The following is a 17,119-nucleotide window of genomic DNA, read 5'->3' on the forward strand; positions in this document are numbered from 1 at the left end:
TGAGCTTAAATAGTTATTTTTAAATACGGATCAACATTTTCCATTTTTACATTCAAACATTATAACGTTATATTGACCGATGTAGAAACATATGATACTCTCAATTTTAATTAGAGTGAAATTTTAGTCATTTACAAACATACAGGTACCAAGTCTCTTCGAACAAGGAGGTAAAAATGACAATTACGATCGTGTTAAGAAATGTAAAAACAGTAAAAGGTACCGCTGTTGATATTCTATTAAAAAATAAAAAGATTGTAGACATTGTCCCTTCTGGTACTGGAATTGGTGAAAACATCATTGATTATCAGCACAAAGTATTTATCTCTAGTGGTTGGATTGATATGCATGTGCATGCCTTTCCAGAATTTTACCCATATGGCGATGTTATCGATGAAGTGGGCTATAAAACAGGTGTAACGACAATTATTGATGCTGGTAGTACTGGTGCTGATCGTTTGCCTGACTTAGTAGATAGTTGTATAAACGCAAAAACAAATGTATTCGCTTTCTTAAATATCTCACAAATTGGTTTGCAGCGCATCGATGAGTTAGCAAATCTTAATTGGCTAAACGAAGAAAAATTAAAAAAGACCATTGTTGAATATAAGGATTTTATCATTGGACTTAAAGCGAGGATCAGCAATAGTGTGGTCGGCTCAAATGGGATAGAGCCTTTAAAGATCGCTCGGAGGTTCTCCTCAGATACAGGATTACCGCTAATGGTACATATCGGCTCAGGACCTCCGGGTATGAATGAAATTCTTGACTTGCTTGAGAAAAAAGACATTATAACTCATTACTTAAATGGCAAAGCCAATAATTTATTTGATCAAGCAGGACAGCCGCTCCCTAAGTTGCTTCAAGCAATTGAACGCGGCGTTCACTTAGATGTTGGCCATGGGACAGCTAGCTTCTCTTTTAAAACAGCAGAAATAGCAAAACAAGGCAATATCCCCTTTGATACGATTAGTACGGATATTTACCGAAATAATCGGCTAAATGGACCCGTTTATAATATGGCAAATGTATTAACGAAATTTTTATATTTAGGATATTCACTAACAGAAGTAATTGATGCTGTTACTATCCATGCAGCTGAGTGGCTAAATAAACCTGAATTAGGAAGAATTTCGGTAGGCGATATTGCAAATCTCACAATATTCAGCGTTGAAGATGAAGCAATATCATTAATCGATTCTGAAGGTGCAGTAAGAGAAGCGAAACAAAAAATCGATGTAAAAGGAGTCGTTATAAATGGAGAATTCATTGAATGCTAAATACGGTTTAAAAAGAGTGATCAATGCAAGCGGAAGAATGAGTATATTAGGTGTTTCCGCACCTACAGATACTGTAATGAACGCCATGAAGACAGGAGGGCAAAATTACGTTGAAATTGCGGACCTTGTCGACAGAGCAGGTCAACATATCGCTCGGTTACTTCAATCTGAAGCAGCAGTTGTTGTAAACTCTGCATCAAGTGGTATCGCTCTTTCCATAGCCGCGATTGTAACAGAAGGAAACCGCCGAAAAAGCGAAAAACTCCATCAAGAATCGATCCCTAGAAATGAAATCATTATGTTTAAAGGTCATAACGTACAATACGGCGCACCGGTAGAAACAATGGTTTACCTTGGCGGAGGAAAATTAATTGAAGTCGGTTATGCAAATGAAGGCAAAATAGAGCATATTGCCGATGCTATTAATGAAAATACTGCAGCTATTTTATATGTAAAATCCCACCATACGGTGCAAAAAAATATGATTTCAGTTGAAGAAGCTTGGGAAGTTGCCAAAGCGAATCATATTCCATTAATTGTCGATGCGGCTGCAGAAGAAGATGTGAAAAAATATGTCCAAGTTTCTGATTTGGCTATATACAGTGGCTCAAAAGCAATTGAAGGACCAAGTTCCGGAATCGTTGCTGGTAAACAGAAATATATCGAATGGCTTAAGATGCAATTACATGGCATTGGCAGAAGCATGAAAGTCGGCAAAGAAACAACATTTGGATTATTGCAGGCAATGGATGAGTATTTCGTCAAAACAGATCATAGTGAACAAGAAAAAACTAGTTTACAAGTTCTTACATCACTAGAATCGATCAATGGCGTAAAAGTATCCATTGTACAAGATGAGGCAGGGCGTGCCATCTACAGAGCTCGAATCCTGATTGATCCAGACCTTGCACATACAACAGCGAAAGAAGTAAACGATCAGCTGAGAAATGGAGAATTAATCGCGATTTATACCCGTGATTACGGAGTTCGCCAAGGATTTTTTGATATTGATCCACGCCCATTACAAGGTGATGATATATACGTGATTGAAGCCCGATTGCGAGCTATTTTAGGAGGAAACGAACAATGACTAATATTAACAAACGTTTTTATCGAAATCGAGTAGCTTTGAACGTACTAGCAAATAGTATCGAAAATGCAATAGAAGTTTTCCAGGCGGCAGAAGGTCATGTTTTAATTGGTGTTCTATCCAAAGACTACCCTTCTGTAGATACAGCAGTGGTAGACATGAAAGCATATGGAAAAGCGATAGATGAAGCAGTTTCGATTGGTTTAGGCGCTGGCGATAATCGGCAGGCAGCAGTAGTTTCTGAGATCGCTAAACATTATCCAGGCAGTCATATTAATCAAGTGTTTCCGGCTGTAGCTGCTACACGGGCTAATTTAGGAGAAAAAGAGAGTTGGATCAATTCGCTTGTATCACCAACGGGTCAAGTCGGCTACGTGAATATTTCTACCGGTCCTAACAGTGCTATGGCCGATGATTTGGCAATTGTTCCTGTCAAAGCCGCCATTGCTTTAGTTCGCGATATGGGTGGGAATGCTTTGAAATACTTCCCGATGAAAGGGTTAGGGCATGAAGACGAGTTCCGTGCAGTAGCGAAAGCTTGTGGTGAAGAGGGCTTTGCTTTGGAACCAACTGGAGGCATTGATTTACATAATTTCGAGAAAATACTGGAAATTGCCTTAGAGGCAAACGTACCGAAAATTATTCCACATGTGTACTCTTCAATTATTAATAAAGAAACTGGTAAGACAAATGAGGTAGATGTGCGAACATTATTAACCATCACAAAAAAATTGGTTCAAAAACATGCCTAAGAAAATAGTTGCATTTGGAGAAGTAATGATGCGATTGCAAGTGGCAGGATACGAATTACTGCAACAAGCTAACACGTTACACTATTCATTCTCAGGCACGGGAGTTAACGTTGCTGCAGCAATGACAAAGCTTGGTCATGATGGCTATCTTGTGACGAAATTACCGACTAATCCATTAGGTGATGCAGCCATCGCTCACTTGCAACGCTTAGGAATTGCACGAAATTTTATCTCTAGAGGTGGCAACTACCTTGGCATGTATTTTTTAGAAAATGGCTTCGGGAATCGTGCCAGCCGTGTCACCTATACGAATCGATTGGAAAGCAGTTTTAATACCGCTTCATTATTGGACTATGATCTGGAAGCAATCGCTGAAGAAGCAGAGATCGTCCACTTTTGTGGCATTACACTCTCAATGGGGAAAAATGTCCGCGAGAGTATGAAAGTACTTGCTAAAAGAGTGAAAGAAAAAGGTGGAATCGTTTGTTTTGATTGTAATTTCCGGCCTTCCTTATGGGACGGTGGATACAACAAAGCCAAACCTCATTATGAAGACATGCTTGCTTTATCTGATATTGTCATGATGAATGAACAAGATGCTATGAATATTTTAGGAATGGAGACAACGAAAACCTCAACAGAGGAACAGCTTATCGACTTAATTCCTAAAGTCGCAACAAATTTTGATATTCAAACAATAGCAGGAACACATCGAACGATTAATAGGGATAATACCCACTCTTTATTAGGTTATATGTACAAAGATCAAATGTTCCATTTCTCTGAACATCTATCCTTTTCCATATATGATAGAATTGGTGCTGGTGATGCCTATACTAGCGGTATTTTGCATGGCAAATTGTCTAATTTCCCACCGAAGAAAACCGTACAGTTTGCAGCCGCGGCTGGAATGTTAGCCTGCACAATTGTTGGGGATACGCCCATGTCAACAGAGGCAGAGATATTGTCATCCATTATGGGAACAATTGAAGATATCAAGAGATAAAGTAAAATTTCATACCGGGAAAATGATAGGAGACATGGAACGAGAGTGAATAGAAAAAAAGGACCTTTGTATTTACAAATCAAGGATATATTGAGAGATCGTATTTTACATGGTGTATACGCAGTTAATACTTATATTCCCTCTGAGCCTCTACTAGAAGAAGAATTTAATGTGAGTAAAATTACTGTACGTAATGCAATTAAAGAGCTTGTTCAAGAAGGCTTGATTGAAAAGAAAAGCGGTAAAGGAACGAAGGTCATCACAAATGTTTCGAATGCGAAACTTGCAAAAGGCAAGCACTTTACAGAGTTATTAGTAGAGGAAGGTCACCAAATTATCAAAAAAGTGTTAAGTATAAAAAGGATTCAATTATCTACTGAATCTTCACTCTATCCTCTATTTGGTGAAAATTGCCTTCAAATCGAGCGAATGTACCTTTTGGATGGTGAACCGTATATTCACTTCTCCCACTATATTTTACTGGACATAAGCGATGAAGAATTAAACGATGTTCAGATTAGCTCTTTATATCGTTTTATGGAAGAAAACAATATTAAACTTGAAACATTTAGGGATGAGTTCGCTGTTGCTATCGTGCCTAGTCACATATGTGAATCATTGAAATTGGAAAAAGACACTGTAGCTTTAAAACGAATTCGACTTTCTCATGATGAAGAAGGGAATATTAAAGAATACAGTGAAGGGTACTATAATACAGCAAAACACAACTATATTGTGAGCTATAATGAGCGGAATTCATCGGTTTGACCTAATTAAGCGCTCATTATAGCTTTCTCCCCTGCTAAGGCTTGATAAGAACGAAATATTCTTGCTGTTCATGAGAAGAAATAGATCAATAATTAATCAATGCAGTTGAGCTTATTAATGAATTTGGCTTGCAAAATTAAAGATGAATACAGATTGGGGTTGGGTTCGGGGCCTTCCCGTCATTAGACTAGCTTTAATCTATAGGATGCTTCCCCCCGAACACCTGTATCTTTTCAGCTTTAAATCCAAATTTTAAAGTCCTCCTTTCGACTCCATTTTATAAACGACTAGAAATTCGTGTAGTTTTTTTACAAGTCCACCATTTCCAAATCGAATTACTTTATCTTGCTTCTGCTCCGATTCTACCTCTTTGGCAAATTCCAAAAAGGACAATAGATAAATTCTGCGTGAGAGAATATTAACAATGCCATACTCGTAAAACCAATTATCAATCGTATTATAAATTCCTTTGTTTACCCCATACTGTAAATGGCACCAATTAAAGAATTGTAAATCAGGCAGATTCAGATATTTGCTTTTTCCTAAGGGTTTTCCTTTCTCCGTCCTTAAAAAGATCCTCAAATTGTTTAAATTTCTCGATTGCACGATAGATGTCCTCCGTAATTTGTTTTTTTAATAAATCAATGGAAGCAAACTTTTGTTCTTCCCTCACTTTAAACAGAAGTTGACACTCTATGAACTCTCCATATAGGTCATCGGAGAAGTCGAGAAGATGAACTTCAAATGTTTTTTTCAAGGTTGATCCAAATGTTGGTTTAACACCAACATTCATAATGCCCCGATATTGCTTTCCTTTTACAACCACATGTACGCCATATACTCCATTTGCTAACAAGACAGCATCTGCATCTACATTGGCTGTAGGAAAACCTAATTGCCGTCCCATTTTCCTACCATGTACCACTCTCCCACAAAGAGATTCAGTAATACCTTCCTTCCTTTTACCAAGCAAAATAGTGTCAAATTCAAATGGTGCATCCTGATTGTTAATCATCTACACATCCCCTATCTCAATTGTAAATACAAAAAAACTCTCCTTATTAAAGTGATAAGAAGAGTGAAATGTACACAAACAAGCTACCATTGCCTCCTCTTATCTTTCGAACCATTCGTTCGCTGGAATTGGCACAGTACTCATAAAGAGCCTTTTGCCGAGATTTCATTGGACCAGTTCCTCCATCTCTCTTGATAAGATTCTACATGTATGAAATTTTAAAACACATCGGATTACTAAGAATAATTATTACATTCAATATATAAAATGTTCAAGTTCTTGTCAAGTATTTAATGTCAGATTTTTCCGATACTTAATTATGCATGTTTAACGTGGATAAAAGATTGTCTTTAAGAAATTACTAAGATCCTTAGTCACTTTAAGCAAAGTAATTGGCATTTAAAAAGAGATTTTTCATATTCATTAAAGAAAATTTTTTATGTAATGTAACTATCTAGGTAAAACTCTAATCGTTTAAAAAGGATAAAAAGCTTTTCTATGAAGAAAAAAATTCTTTATCCCTTTTGTTTTTTTTACGCTAGCACACTTTTAAACGATTGGAAAATTTCACAACTGGTAATAAATCGCAATGTAATCAAAAAGCTATTCGATTTTCTGTTCCTGCCGTTCATACCTTACTTCCTTAAGCAAAATATTTAAATCGATTTTACGATCCCAAACTTTTCTCGCGTTTTCTGTCATATAAGGAAAAAGATATTGATCAACCATTACCTGATAATCCAGGTCACTAAGAAGATTATATGTAGGAATCTTTATTCTTTTTTCATCAAAGGTTTCAATAACAATATAATTTATTAAATTGATAGGATTTCTCACCAAATCAGTACTTCGAATATTGTTAATAAAAACCGTTCCCTTTTTAGAAAATACCTTCCCATTTTCCCCTAGAATTATCGTTAATAGAATTTTTCCCGGATTAAAAGCAGGCAGTGACCAGAGTGTTAAATACAGAAAAACAGGAGCGAGCATGATGCCGCCCAAAATATAAATCAACGAATAAGTTGAATTGAATTTAAAGCCATCAATGATCAATATCAAACAGCTTATTAGACCTCCTAAATAAAATACTGCCATCCATACATACATGAACTTTGAGCCCTTTACCTGAATCAGTTCATTTTTCTTCTTTACATTGAGCAAAAGACGCACCTCCTCAGGCTGAGATTGTTTTGTTATTCAGCAATAGATTGTTTATGGTTGACTCATTTGCTCTTTGAAAACATAGATCTAAATTTTGGTTCCTAGTCACTACCCAAAATTCCGTCTTTCCTGGAATAATAAAGGAAAGATCAATGAACTCTGGGTTATTATTGGAGTCATATTGAAGACTAAGTATACTATCCATTTTACCGTTTCTTCTTGATAGATCATCTAGTAGCTCTACCATATTCGGATTATCTGATTTCTTTACCCATTTCTGAATGTTTATTCCGGAAGGAGTATTAATTTGACTTACATCTTCTAACAACTCGTCAAATTCTTCACTTTTCAACGTAAAAAGCACTTCGCACTCTGCTTTTAGTGAATTGAAAGCAAAAAATTCACTTATTATTGAAAACATGCTCTCTTTGGTTAGTTTCGAAAGATAATGAACTTGATGATCATGCAACAGCTTATGTAAATACACTTCTCCATCTTTAAAATGAAAAGAGATACTGTCTTCTGCTTGTAAACTAACATCAAATTTAGAAGCCTTTACTGTACTCTCTGCATAATTTAATGTGTGGATATATGAAGTATATTCTCTCTTTAGTTTATATTGATTATTAACTTCCTCTACCATCTCTTTTGCCAACAATGAGCGAGAGGCAATTTCTAACATCAATTTCAACTCAGAATCATTCAGAGCTGGAAAGTAAGCTTCTTTAATCGAAATACCTTGTTCATATAACCCTTCACTATAAAATGAAAAGATTAGCTCTTCTATGCTTAATTGAACCGTATTCATAGGTCCTCCTTAAAAAAACGAGAATTTATCTTCAAGAAAATCTTTCGCGCCATCAACAAGAGAGCTCGCAGTTTCTTTTGCTTTAGATAGTCCCTTGCCTATTTCTTTCACTTTTCCTACCGGATCCGCAATTGTACTTTTAATTTGATCATTCACAAAATCTACACCTTTATTAAATCCTTCTACAGCTTTTCCTGCCTTCTCTAAGCCGCCCTTTATCATTTCAAGCCCCTCATGTATAGGCTCTTTAAATACCATAGCTGCTTTTTCTGCTAAACCTGCAGTAAGCTTGGCAGCCTTCTCTCCCACAAAACCTCCGACAACTGAACCTGCCGTAGCTCCAATTACTGTACCAACTGGACCGACTAAACTACCTAATGCCCCTCCTACTACAGCCCCTGCAATAGAACCTCCAGTAATGGCGACGGTATTATTCACTGCGTGGCCTACCGCTTTTGCATTTTCACGCTTTAATATCTCCGGTTGATCTCCATACTTTGAATAGTTTTCTGAAATCTTCAAGCCCATTCCACCAGCTTCTACTATTCCAGTTACTGCTAACGTACTTATAGCATTAGTTCTCCCAAATTTGGCACCTGTTTGAACAAATGACTTAAACTTAGAAGAATCTAATGCTCTATTCTGAATCCCATCAAACAAAGCTGTTGAGCTACTCGTAAATTTAACAACATCGTCAGGAAGATATTGGGCAATTTTTTTATGAACTAAATTAGCAAACGGGGTATTATTATATTTCTTCGCTAAGTAAGTGGGACTTAATAATGCCTTTGCCACATTCCGATATTTAGAACCGTCAATCGCATCTGACATTTGGTGAAGGATACCCATATGCCTATATGTGAATAGATCATCCGTATTCTTTGCGAATTGTGTGAAGCCCAGACCATAATAGGTAAGCTTTTTCGCAGACAATGCTCCCATAGCCGTTAAAGTGCCATACTTCTCATGCAGTTTATAAAGTTTAGCCACTAAGTTATCGGCATCAGAAAATTTATTGGCCGTCATACGCAGATCTTGTTCCATTTCACTAAGACGATCAACCAATTGATTTCCAGTACCCCACGGATCCCCGACATGAGAGAAGCAATGACTGTATTCAGCAGGCGCACTGCTGATTAAATTAAATAGATCCAGATGCAGTTGCTTATATTCTGCTTCAATCGCTGACAAGTCAAGAACAAATTGATTGGCTAACTCTTCTAAACGGTCTGGATCTACGGATATTTTATTCGCCATACGTATAAGACCTCTTTTCGATATCCATTTATTAGTTAAGCATTGAATTTTCCTTAAGATAAGATACTGACATAATGAATTGATGAACTATTGCATCATCATTAATTGCTTCATTAATCTTTATCAAGAAAGATTAATGAATATCTGATAACCCAACACGGACAGTTGCAGAGGAAATAGAAAAAAATCAACGCAACCAGGAACGCATCCATCATCTAAAGCATGCCGGTCCTCGTCTTTCTTTTTCTTTTTTTTCGCTTTATAATTATAATTGTTCATGATACACCTCTATCGTTCTTCTTGATAAGTGTCACCCTATTATTTAATATTTCAAAGTACCCTACTCACTCCGCGTACAAGCAAGTCTTTCTAACTCTCTTTGCCTTTCAATCTCTTCTCTCACTCGATCAACTTCATTTGCTGCACTTTCCAATTCTCTGCTGATCTCATAAAGATTGTCAGAATGTCTTTGAAATAAAACAGCGGATTCTTCTATTACTGAATCAAATTTTTCTCGACTCTTCCCTGTCCATGTTGCTGCATTAGTATGGATACTTTGCATTAATTTAGATTCATTTGTTTTTAATGTTTCTGATGATTCTTGGAACACCCTTGCAAGTGCTCTAACCCCTTCAGAATTCATATTTTCACCTCATCATTAAGTCAAGAGAATTGTTTAAGACTGTTTAGATCATCTCTATTAAATTTTTTACACTAATATCCTATTTAAACATAAGGAAATACTACTATAATCTCCTATCCTTTACCATAAGTCTCCAGTAATGAATTAGGAAGGAATTGTAACGATTATTTCAACTTGTATTCATTTAAAATTTAAGGTTACTTTAAAAAAAAGCTTAGAATACTCGAAAACATGCATGATTTAGGGTTTACATATTTTTTTGCAAACAAAACAAATATTAATCTGCATGCTAAAAAGAGTCTTTAGACCCGTTCCTTTATCCCCTATTAAGCATCAGTGAAACGGGAATCTCACATAGGCACTTAAGACTAAACCATATTAAGATCCAATTTTTGTTTTAGACTTTGCCTGTGATTCATTGTCTGATAACCAAGGTATAACACTAAAACCGCCATGGTACATATGAAAGGTTGATTATTCGGATTTGTAAGAACTGTATGAACGTATACATGAGGTAAGTGTATAGCAGAATATTGATCGCAACAAAATAAGCCATAATATACGAATTCCTGAATGAAATCTCGTACATTATGGCTTCATTTATCCCGCATTAACGGGCAGTAAAAGCCCGATTGGTGAGATACAGTGAAACTTACCTTTGTGGTTTTCAAAGGTATAGTTGAACCAATCGGGTTCGTACTGTCGATTGATCGAAGCGTTTGCTGCGATCTTAGCGACAGTAGAACGGGACTAACAATCAGTGGAGGAAGTTTCACTTTATTTTCTCTTACGTTTCTTTCTATTATTCTTTACTGAATTCTTTTGTGCTTCTTACTGTATCAATCGGGCGAACTAATTTTTCGATTTGTTCACGTTTTGGTTCTAAGAATGGAGGTAAAGATAATTTTTCTCCGAGCGTTTCATACGGTTCATCTCCCATAAATCCTGGACCATCTGTTGCAAACTCAAATAAAATTTGTGGTGCAACTCTTACATACAATGATCCGAAGAAGAAACGATCAACAAACCCTGATGTTTGGAATCCGAAGTTTCTTATATGTTTATCCCATTCTTCTAATACAGAACGGTCATCAACTCGAAATGCCGCATGGTGAACTGTACCAAAACCTTGTTGTGCTTGAGGAAGTATGGCATTATATTCGACAACTACTTGTGCCCCATTTCCTCCTTCACCTACTTCAAATAAATGAAATGAACCTTCATGATCAATTTCTTTAAATAAGAGAACTTTTTCCAGCATTTCTTTAAAGTAATCAAACTGAGCAATTCGAACAAAGATTGGCCCTAAACCAGTAATCGCATACTCTAGAGGGACAGGTCCGTTTTGCCACGGTGTACCAGAAGCAACTCCTTCATTGTTTTCATCTGAAATCAATTGATATTGTTGGTCATCAAAATCAACAAATGAAAGTGTCTTTTTACCGAATTGTTCTTTAATTCCAGTGTGTTTTACTTCTAAACGATCAAAACGTTTTACCCAATAATCAATCGCTGCATCATTTGGTACACGGAAAGAGGTTTTTGAAATCTCATTTGTCCCATGTACTCCTTTAGGAATACCCGGGAAGTCAAAGAAAGTCATATCTGTACCTGCACTACCATTATCATCTGCAAAAAATAGGTGATACGTCTGGATATCATCTTGGTTAACGGTTTTCTTTACTAAACGCATGCCTAAAACATACGTGAAAAATTCATAGTTTTTTTCTGCACTACTTGTAATGGCTGTTACGTGGTGAATTCCTTTTAATTCGTTCATATTACATGCCTCCAATTGATTCTCAATTTTATTCATTTAAAACAAGATGCATCTGCCATTTAAGCTGATTTGCTGAATTTATACGTTTATAAAATACTGTTCCTATATGTTGATCAGACTAGTCGTTTTTTTTACAATGTTTTATCTCTAATTAACATATCTTTAATTCGAGATAAATATATCATGAATTAAATGGGCTGTCAATGATAAGAACTATGATAAAAAACGTCCATGAGCGTCTGATCCCAACCCAACGGTGAAAAAGGTTCAGGTTCTCAATTTGTATCACCTTATGAAGGCGGCGGTGCGGAGCTGATTTTGCGAAGCCCCGCCCCTTTACCACAGAAAAATGAGGGATAAAATAAAAAAGGTGAGACACTACTTAATAGTAGATACTCACCTTTCTTCATTAGTCGTAGACTTTTATCGTCCACTCTAGATAATATTACTTTTTAAAAATCCCAAACGGTTTTCCTATCGGTAGCACAACTTGTCCGAAATGTGTGTTTAACACGTTCGCTGCTGAACCGTAGAAAGATAACAAAGCGATGCACATTTCTGCTACTGCAGCAATCATATGAGTTACATCGTACATAATATTAAATGAACTTAAAGATAATCCAATAAATAGGAAATCAATAAAGACGAAAATAAAGAACAAAACTTTATGTGTTTCCATGGCCCCAATCGTCATAAAGAGACTGAAAATCAAATAGCCAATGAATGCAAAACCAAGTTGTTTTGGATCGCCATTTGCAGCAAGTTTTTCACCGAAAAAGCCTAACTGAATCATCCATGTTGTTCCAACGCCAAACCAAAATAGTCCGAATGCTCCAAATGCAGTTGTCCCAAATATATTGTTATGCTTCGCATCTAGTATCGAGGCGTAAATTTGAGCGAGACCGCCTAGGAAAAATACCCACGGTAAGAGATAAGAAAGCCCCTCTGTTAAGCCTAGTTTTTGTGATGATGCTACAAATGTTACCATCGCAAGACCGAATAAGCCTAACGCGGATGGATCTGCTGTTGTTATTTTTACTTGTGTGTGATTCTGAGTACCCATTATTTCCTCCTTAAAAAACATACTTATGTAATGTATCGGAAAAGACAAAGAGTGTCAATACTGGCTTTTCCGATGAAACATATAAACCGTATGATTGCAGAATTCCACTTAAAGAGATGTTTTCGTTTATTTTCTCTCGTTTTCTCACGAATGCACTTTAAACTAAATCGATAATCGGTGGAACATTGAATATTTGTTAAAATATAGGTTGAAAAAGATATGGGATAATAGAGGAAAACTAATATTTCCACAATATGATCGCATACGGATCCTCTATTACCTTTTCATCATTTAACATAATGAGGGACCTTTTAAGATCACATTGCTCAACCATAAAAAAAGAACCCTATCCGTCTAATGGATTAGGCTCCTTCAAATTGCATCATGCCAATTGTCACAACACTTTCCAGGAGGTGGCATGATCTTCGAACTATTTCAAAACTAGCTAAGAGACACACACTCCACATGTCGAGAGTGTATATGGAAACATACAGGGCGCTGATGAGTTCTACAGACTCTCCAAAATAGAACGAATGGAAATAGAAAATTCCATATCAAGCTTCTTTTCATTTAAATCGTTTCATTCGCAACATTTGATGTTCCACGTTGAGTAGAAATAAAATGTAAGACATCAGTTTTTTCTGGTGCAGCTTGAATCGCTCCTTTAACAGTGGCAGTGAGGGCTCCACTTGCATTTGCGAAAGTAAGTAACCGCTTATAGTTTTCGCTTATTTTTTGACATAGATTTTCGTTTGAAATGTCTAGTGATAGTAATTCAGACAAAAAACCTCCAATAAAGGCATCACCCGCACCCGTTGTATCAGTAACAATTACTTTAAATCCTTTATCTTCGTACTTTTCTCCGTTCTTTAAAAATATCATTGCGCCTGCACTTCCTTTTGTATACACAACTACTTTCACATCCCCAACAAAAAGAGATTGAATAGCAGCCTTCTCTTCTTTGATTTCTGTTATAAAGAACAATTCATCATCTGACACTTTCACAATGTCAGCTAGTGGCAAAAAATTCCGTATTGTTTGACGACAACTTTCTTCATTAGGCCATAAGGGAAGTCGAACATTTGGATCAAAGCTTACGATTCCCCCTATCTTTCGGAAATCCCCAATTACTTTTTTATGAGTATGTTTCATTGGACTTTCGATTAAATCAACTGAGCAGAAGTGAAGAAGATCCCCTTCTCTAAACCATTCTGGCTCCACCTCTTTTGGTGAAAGCAATAAATCAGCTGCATTCTTCCGATAAAAAGTAAAGCTTCTTTCCCCATATCGATCGACAGACACAAACGCTAATCCTGTTTCACCTTCATCGCTCCGTAGACAGTAAGACGTGTCTACACCATTTTCTTGCAGCACATCCATTAGATAATGTCCAAAATGGTCATTAGCAATTTTCGTTAGCATGACTGAATTTCCACCATATTTTGCAATGGCAATAGCAACATTCATAGGAGCTCCACCAGCAACGCGTTCAAAACTAGTAACCTTTTTTAATGATTCTTCTTTTTGTGCAGGAATAAAATCAATTAGTATTTCCCCTATGCAAAAAACTCTTTTCAATTTGTTTCCCCCAAAACAAGAGGGTGTCCCGTAACGAAAGGGTCAGACCCTTTTGGGACATCCCCTTTGTATTTTACTTCCAAATATCTTTTAGATTCCAATAAGTAAATTGATTGATTTTTGCATCACCATTTTCAGCAAATAATTCAATGCCCAATCTTGCTTCTTTCGGATAAATTCGGCTTGTTATTGTCGCTTGCCCATCATTCGCAAAAACCTCAATAGAGGATCGATCGATAAACACTCGTAAAGAAAGTATTCCGCTTGTTTCAAGCATTACATTCCTAACCCCATCTTTCTCCTTCCCACTCTTGGAGCAGTCTAGTGTTAACTTTTGATCTTCTATTTGATAAGTTAGTACTGTCTCTTCTTGGTTCATTCCGCGTATTTTTAAACCAACAGATTTAGCGCTAGTATTTGTTAAGTCAAACACAGCCTTAACCTCAACAAGATCATCTTTTGTTTCAACTAGATACCTTTCCGAAATAGATTGATTTGTACACTTATTATGTTCTGATTCACGTAATAAAGTTAACTCCTCAACAGGATTCATTAAGAGTTTGTTATGATCCCCTAAGGTTAGTTCCCGTGGTAGAGTTAAGGCTCCACACCATCCATCGATCTTTGTTGGCATGTTGGACTCCCACATATCCATCCAACCGATCGCAATTCGACGGTTTTTATCATCCAGTAATGTTTGAACCGCATAAAAGTCATGCCCATAATCTAATTCAGTAAACGAACCATGGACAAACTTATTTGTTTCGTAATCGTAATCGCCAATTAAATAACCTGTTTGGAATAGGTTCTTATATAAATCTCCTTGTGTTGCCATTCCCTGTGGAGAGAACATCAAAACGTATTTTCCATCCAATTCAAAGAAGTCCGGGCACTCCCACATAAAACCGAGTTCGCCTTCGCTTTGCGCCAAGACGCCAATATATTCCCACCCCCGCAAATCAGGAGAGCGATAGAGAATCACTCTTCCAACTTCATCCTCCGTCGCATTTCCGAGAATCATGTACCATGTATCATTATGCTTCCAAACCTTAGGATCGCGGAAATGATGGGAACTGTCGGCTGGCGGTTCTGCAATGACTGGATTCGCTTCAATCTTCTCAAAAGTAATACCATCTTGACTTACAGCAATATTTTGATTTTGTGTAAACAGGTTCTTTTCTTTATCTGTATAATGATGTCCAGTATAGATTAATGTCAATTCGCCGTTATTATCAACTGCACTACCCGAGAAACAACCATCTTTATCACAATCATCTCCAGGAGCTAAAGCAATAGGCAAATGCCCCCAATGGACGAGGTCTTTACTTTTCACATGGCCCCAGTGCATCGGTCCCCAATTTTCATCATATGGATGATGTTGAAAAAAAACATGATATTCGCCTTTATACTGCACTAAGCCATTAGGATCATTTATCCAGTTAGCCGATGCCATGATGTGGTAGCCTAACCGATATCTTTCGTTCATCGTTTCCTTTGCATGCTTGAGTGCTTCTTCTGCTTGTTGAACTCTACTAGTTGTTAACATTCTAACATCCCCCTAAATAGCTTTATGTAAATTTTCTATATTTGCTTTTCTTTTTTCAGAACCAATTAATGTAAACATTGAAATAATTGTAAAGACTAGAGCCATGATGCCCATGAAAACATAAGCATTACGGAATCCAATGCTATCATATAGACTTCCTGCAAATGGAGATAAGATCGATGCGCCCACTTGTGAAGCGAACTGGAAACCAACCAAGTAAAGCACGGAAGATAGACGCGTATCAAAATTAGCTGCTAAATATTTAAAAATAGCAATTAGCATAATCGGCAGTTCTAACGCATGGATTAATTTCATCCCTGAAATCCCAATTGGTCCTACTACAAGTCCAGACCCAATTATCCGGAATGCCATTAAATAACCTGCTAAAATTAAACTATTTTTAGCCCCAAATTTATTAACGATAAAAGGAGCAATAAACATCATTCCCGCCTCTAGAAATACCTGGAACGAGTTGAGATACCCAAACACTTGGTTTCCCATCGCTTCTGTAGGGAATAACGATGAGTAGTAAATGGGGAATTGTTGATCATAGACACTATATACACAAGTAACTCCCACTACATACATCATTAAAAACCAAAAATCTTTTAATAAGAAGAGTTGACCAACATCTTTCAACTTAACAGAATCGGCTTTCTCCACCTCTTGTTCTGTCATTTCAACTTTTATCGACATAATGATGGTAACTAAGATGATTGCAGAAACCGATGCAATCCAAAAGTTGATATTTGGATTAATATTGAACAGCTGTCCAGCGAAAAATGTTGCTGCTGCCCATCCTAATGAGCCCCACATTCTCGATTTTCCGTACTCAAAGTCATATTTACGTCCAATCTTTTCAATGTAGGATTCAATTGCTCCAATCCCAGCAAGAAAAGCAGTTCCTAAATAGATTCCTCCAGTGACCGCACCGAGATAGACATTATATTGTAATAACGGTCCGTATACATAGATATAAAATGGTCCAACAAATACGAGCAAGATACTGATGAAGAATAAGATATTTTTCTTTAAACCGATTTTGTCAGAAATATATCCATATAACGGCTGCATACACAATGCAAAGATAGCGTTTACAGAAAAGATGATCCCTGTCTCTGCACCGTTCAAATTAATTTCCTGTCCCAACCATATAGAAAACAAGGAGTAACTAGATGACCAAGTGAAAAAGAAGAAGAAAAAGTACGCGCTTAATTTCCAATACAGGCTTTTTGAAGTTTTCATTTCTTTTGCTCCCTTTTTAAGAAAAAGTAGTTTTAACTGAAAGCACTTTCAACATCATTTTATGTCAACCGGTTTCATATGTCAACGGGTTGACATAAAAAAAGAAAAAAACAATGCCAATGGCAAT

16 protein-coding genes and 1 riboswitch are annotated in these 17,119 nt (G+C 36.7%); of the genes, 5 read left to right on the forward strand and 11 right to left on the reverse strand.

Annotation, left to right across the window (positions count from 1 at the left end; all coding sequences use genetic code 11):
* The first annotated feature begins 176 nt into the window (after nt 1-176).
* The 5 genes from ACIQZI_RS16935 to ACIQZI_RS16955 are packed head-to-tail and all read left to right on the forward strand — an operon-like array spanning nt 177 to nt 4,896.
* Nucleotides 177-1,280 carry an amidohydrolase/deacetylase family metallohydrolase gene (locus tag ACIQZI_RS16935; protein ID WP_403075032.1) on the forward strand — a complete coding sequence of 368 codons (1,104 nt, stop codon included), beginning with the start codon at nt 177-179 and terminating at the stop codon, nt 1,278-1,280.
* Entirely contained in the window at nt 1,258-2,370 is a 1,113-nt protein-coding gene (locus ACIQZI_RS16940) for a DgaE family pyridoxal phosphate-dependent ammonia lyase (protein ID WP_403075035.1), read from the forward strand. The genes ACIQZI_RS16935 and ACIQZI_RS16940 overlap by 23 nt, the downstream gene beginning before the upstream one ends.
* Nucleotides 2,367-3,122: a 2-dehydro-3-deoxy-phosphogluconate aldolase gene (dagF, locus tag ACIQZI_RS16945; protein WP_403075040.1), complete on the forward strand. Its 756-nt coding sequence runs from the start codon at nt 2,367-2,369 to the stop codon at nt 3,120-3,122. The genes ACIQZI_RS16940 and dagF overlap by 4 nt, the downstream gene beginning before the upstream one ends.
* The gene (locus ACIQZI_RS16950) at nt 3,115-4,128 is read left to right on the forward strand and encodes a sugar kinase (RefSeq protein ID WP_403075043.1); all 1,014 of its coding nucleotides are present in this window, start codon (nt 3,115-3,117) and stop codon (nt 4,126-4,128) included. The genes dagF and ACIQZI_RS16950 overlap by 8 nt, the downstream gene beginning before the upstream one ends.
* Before the next feature lie 45 nt (nt 4,129-4,173).
* Complete coding sequence (locus ACIQZI_RS16955) at nt 4,174-4,896, forward strand: GntR family transcriptional regulator (RefSeq protein ID WP_403075046.1); 723 nt, start codon at nt 4,174-4,176, stop codon at nt 4,894-4,896.
* 252 nt (nt 4,897-5,148) lie between these two features.
* On the opposite strand, the gene ACIQZI_RS16960 is transcribed toward ACIQZI_RS16955, so the two are convergent.
* The 11 genes from ACIQZI_RS16960 to ACIQZI_RS17010 form a co-directional block, all read right to left on the reverse strand.
* A complete protein-coding gene (locus tag ACIQZI_RS16960; RefSeq protein WP_403075048.1) occupies nt 5,149-5,280 on the reverse strand; it encodes a hypothetical protein in 132 nt (43 codons plus the stop codon).
* A gap of 130 nt (nt 5,281-5,410) precedes the next feature.
* Nucleotides 5,411-5,911 (reverse strand): riboflavin kinase, encoded by a 501-nt coding sequence (locus ACIQZI_RS16965; RefSeq protein ID WP_403075051.1) that lies wholly within the window; start codon nt 5,909-5,911, stop codon nt 5,411-5,413.
* Nucleotides 5,912-6,007: 96 nt separating this feature from the next.
* Nucleotides 6,008-6,112, reverse strand: a riboswitch (SAM riboswitch).
* A 402-nt stretch (nt 6,113-6,514) separates the two neighbouring features.
* Entirely contained in the window at nt 6,515-7,072 is a 558-nt protein-coding gene (locus tag ACIQZI_RS16970; RefSeq protein WP_403075054.1) for a DUF5381 family protein, read from the reverse strand.
* 13 nt (nt 7,073-7,085) lie between these two features.
* Complete coding sequence (locus tag ACIQZI_RS16975; RefSeq protein WP_403075057.1) at nt 7,086-7,880, reverse strand: hypothetical protein; 795 nt, start codon at nt 7,878-7,880, stop codon at nt 7,086-7,088.
* A gap of 9 nt (nt 7,881-7,889) precedes the next feature.
* On the reverse strand, nt 7,890-9,137 hold the full coding sequence (locus tag ACIQZI_RS16980; RefSeq protein ID WP_403075060.1) for a glycine zipper domain-containing protein: 1,248 nt from the start codon (nt 9,135-9,137) through the stop codon (nt 7,890-7,892).
* 340 nt (nt 9,138-9,477) lie between these two features.
* A complete protein-coding gene (locus tag ACIQZI_RS16985; protein ID WP_403075062.1) occupies nt 9,478-9,780 on the reverse strand; it encodes a WXG100 family type VII secretion target in 303 nt (100 codons plus the stop codon).
* 802 nt (nt 9,781-10,582) lie between these two features.
* Nucleotides 10,583-11,560 (reverse strand): ring-cleaving dioxygenase, encoded by a 978-nt coding sequence (locus tag ACIQZI_RS16990; protein ID WP_062184894.1) that lies wholly within the window; start codon nt 11,558-11,560, stop codon nt 10,583-10,585.
* Between the two features lie 445 nt (nt 11,561-12,005).
* Nucleotides 12,006-12,623 (reverse strand): acetate uptake transporter, encoded by a 618-nt coding sequence (locus tag ACIQZI_RS16995; RefSeq protein WP_403075066.1) that lies wholly within the window; start codon nt 12,621-12,623, stop codon nt 12,006-12,008.
* A gap of 570 nt (nt 12,624-13,193) precedes the next feature.
* Nucleotides 13,194-14,201, reverse strand: coding sequence for a carbohydrate kinase family protein (locus ACIQZI_RS17000; protein WP_403075069.1), 1,008 nt, complete (start codon nt 14,199-14,201; stop codon nt 13,194-13,196).
* Nucleotides 14,202-14,274: 73 nt separating this feature from the next.
* On the reverse strand, nt 14,275-15,747 hold the full coding sequence (locus ACIQZI_RS17005; RefSeq protein ID WP_403075072.1) for a glycoside hydrolase family 32 protein: 1,473 nt from the start codon (nt 15,745-15,747) through the stop codon (nt 14,275-14,277).
* A 12-nt stretch (nt 15,748-15,759) separates the two neighbouring features.
* Entirely contained in the window at nt 15,760-16,992 is a 1,233-nt protein-coding gene (locus ACIQZI_RS17010; protein ID WP_403075074.1) for an MFS transporter, read from the reverse strand.
* Between the last annotated feature and the right edge of the window lie 127 nt (nt 16,993-17,119).

This window comes from Peribacillus sp. NPDC096379 (assembly GCF_044762875.1).
Taxonomy (GTDB): Bacteria; Bacillota; Bacilli; order Bacillales; family DSM-1321; genus Peribacillus.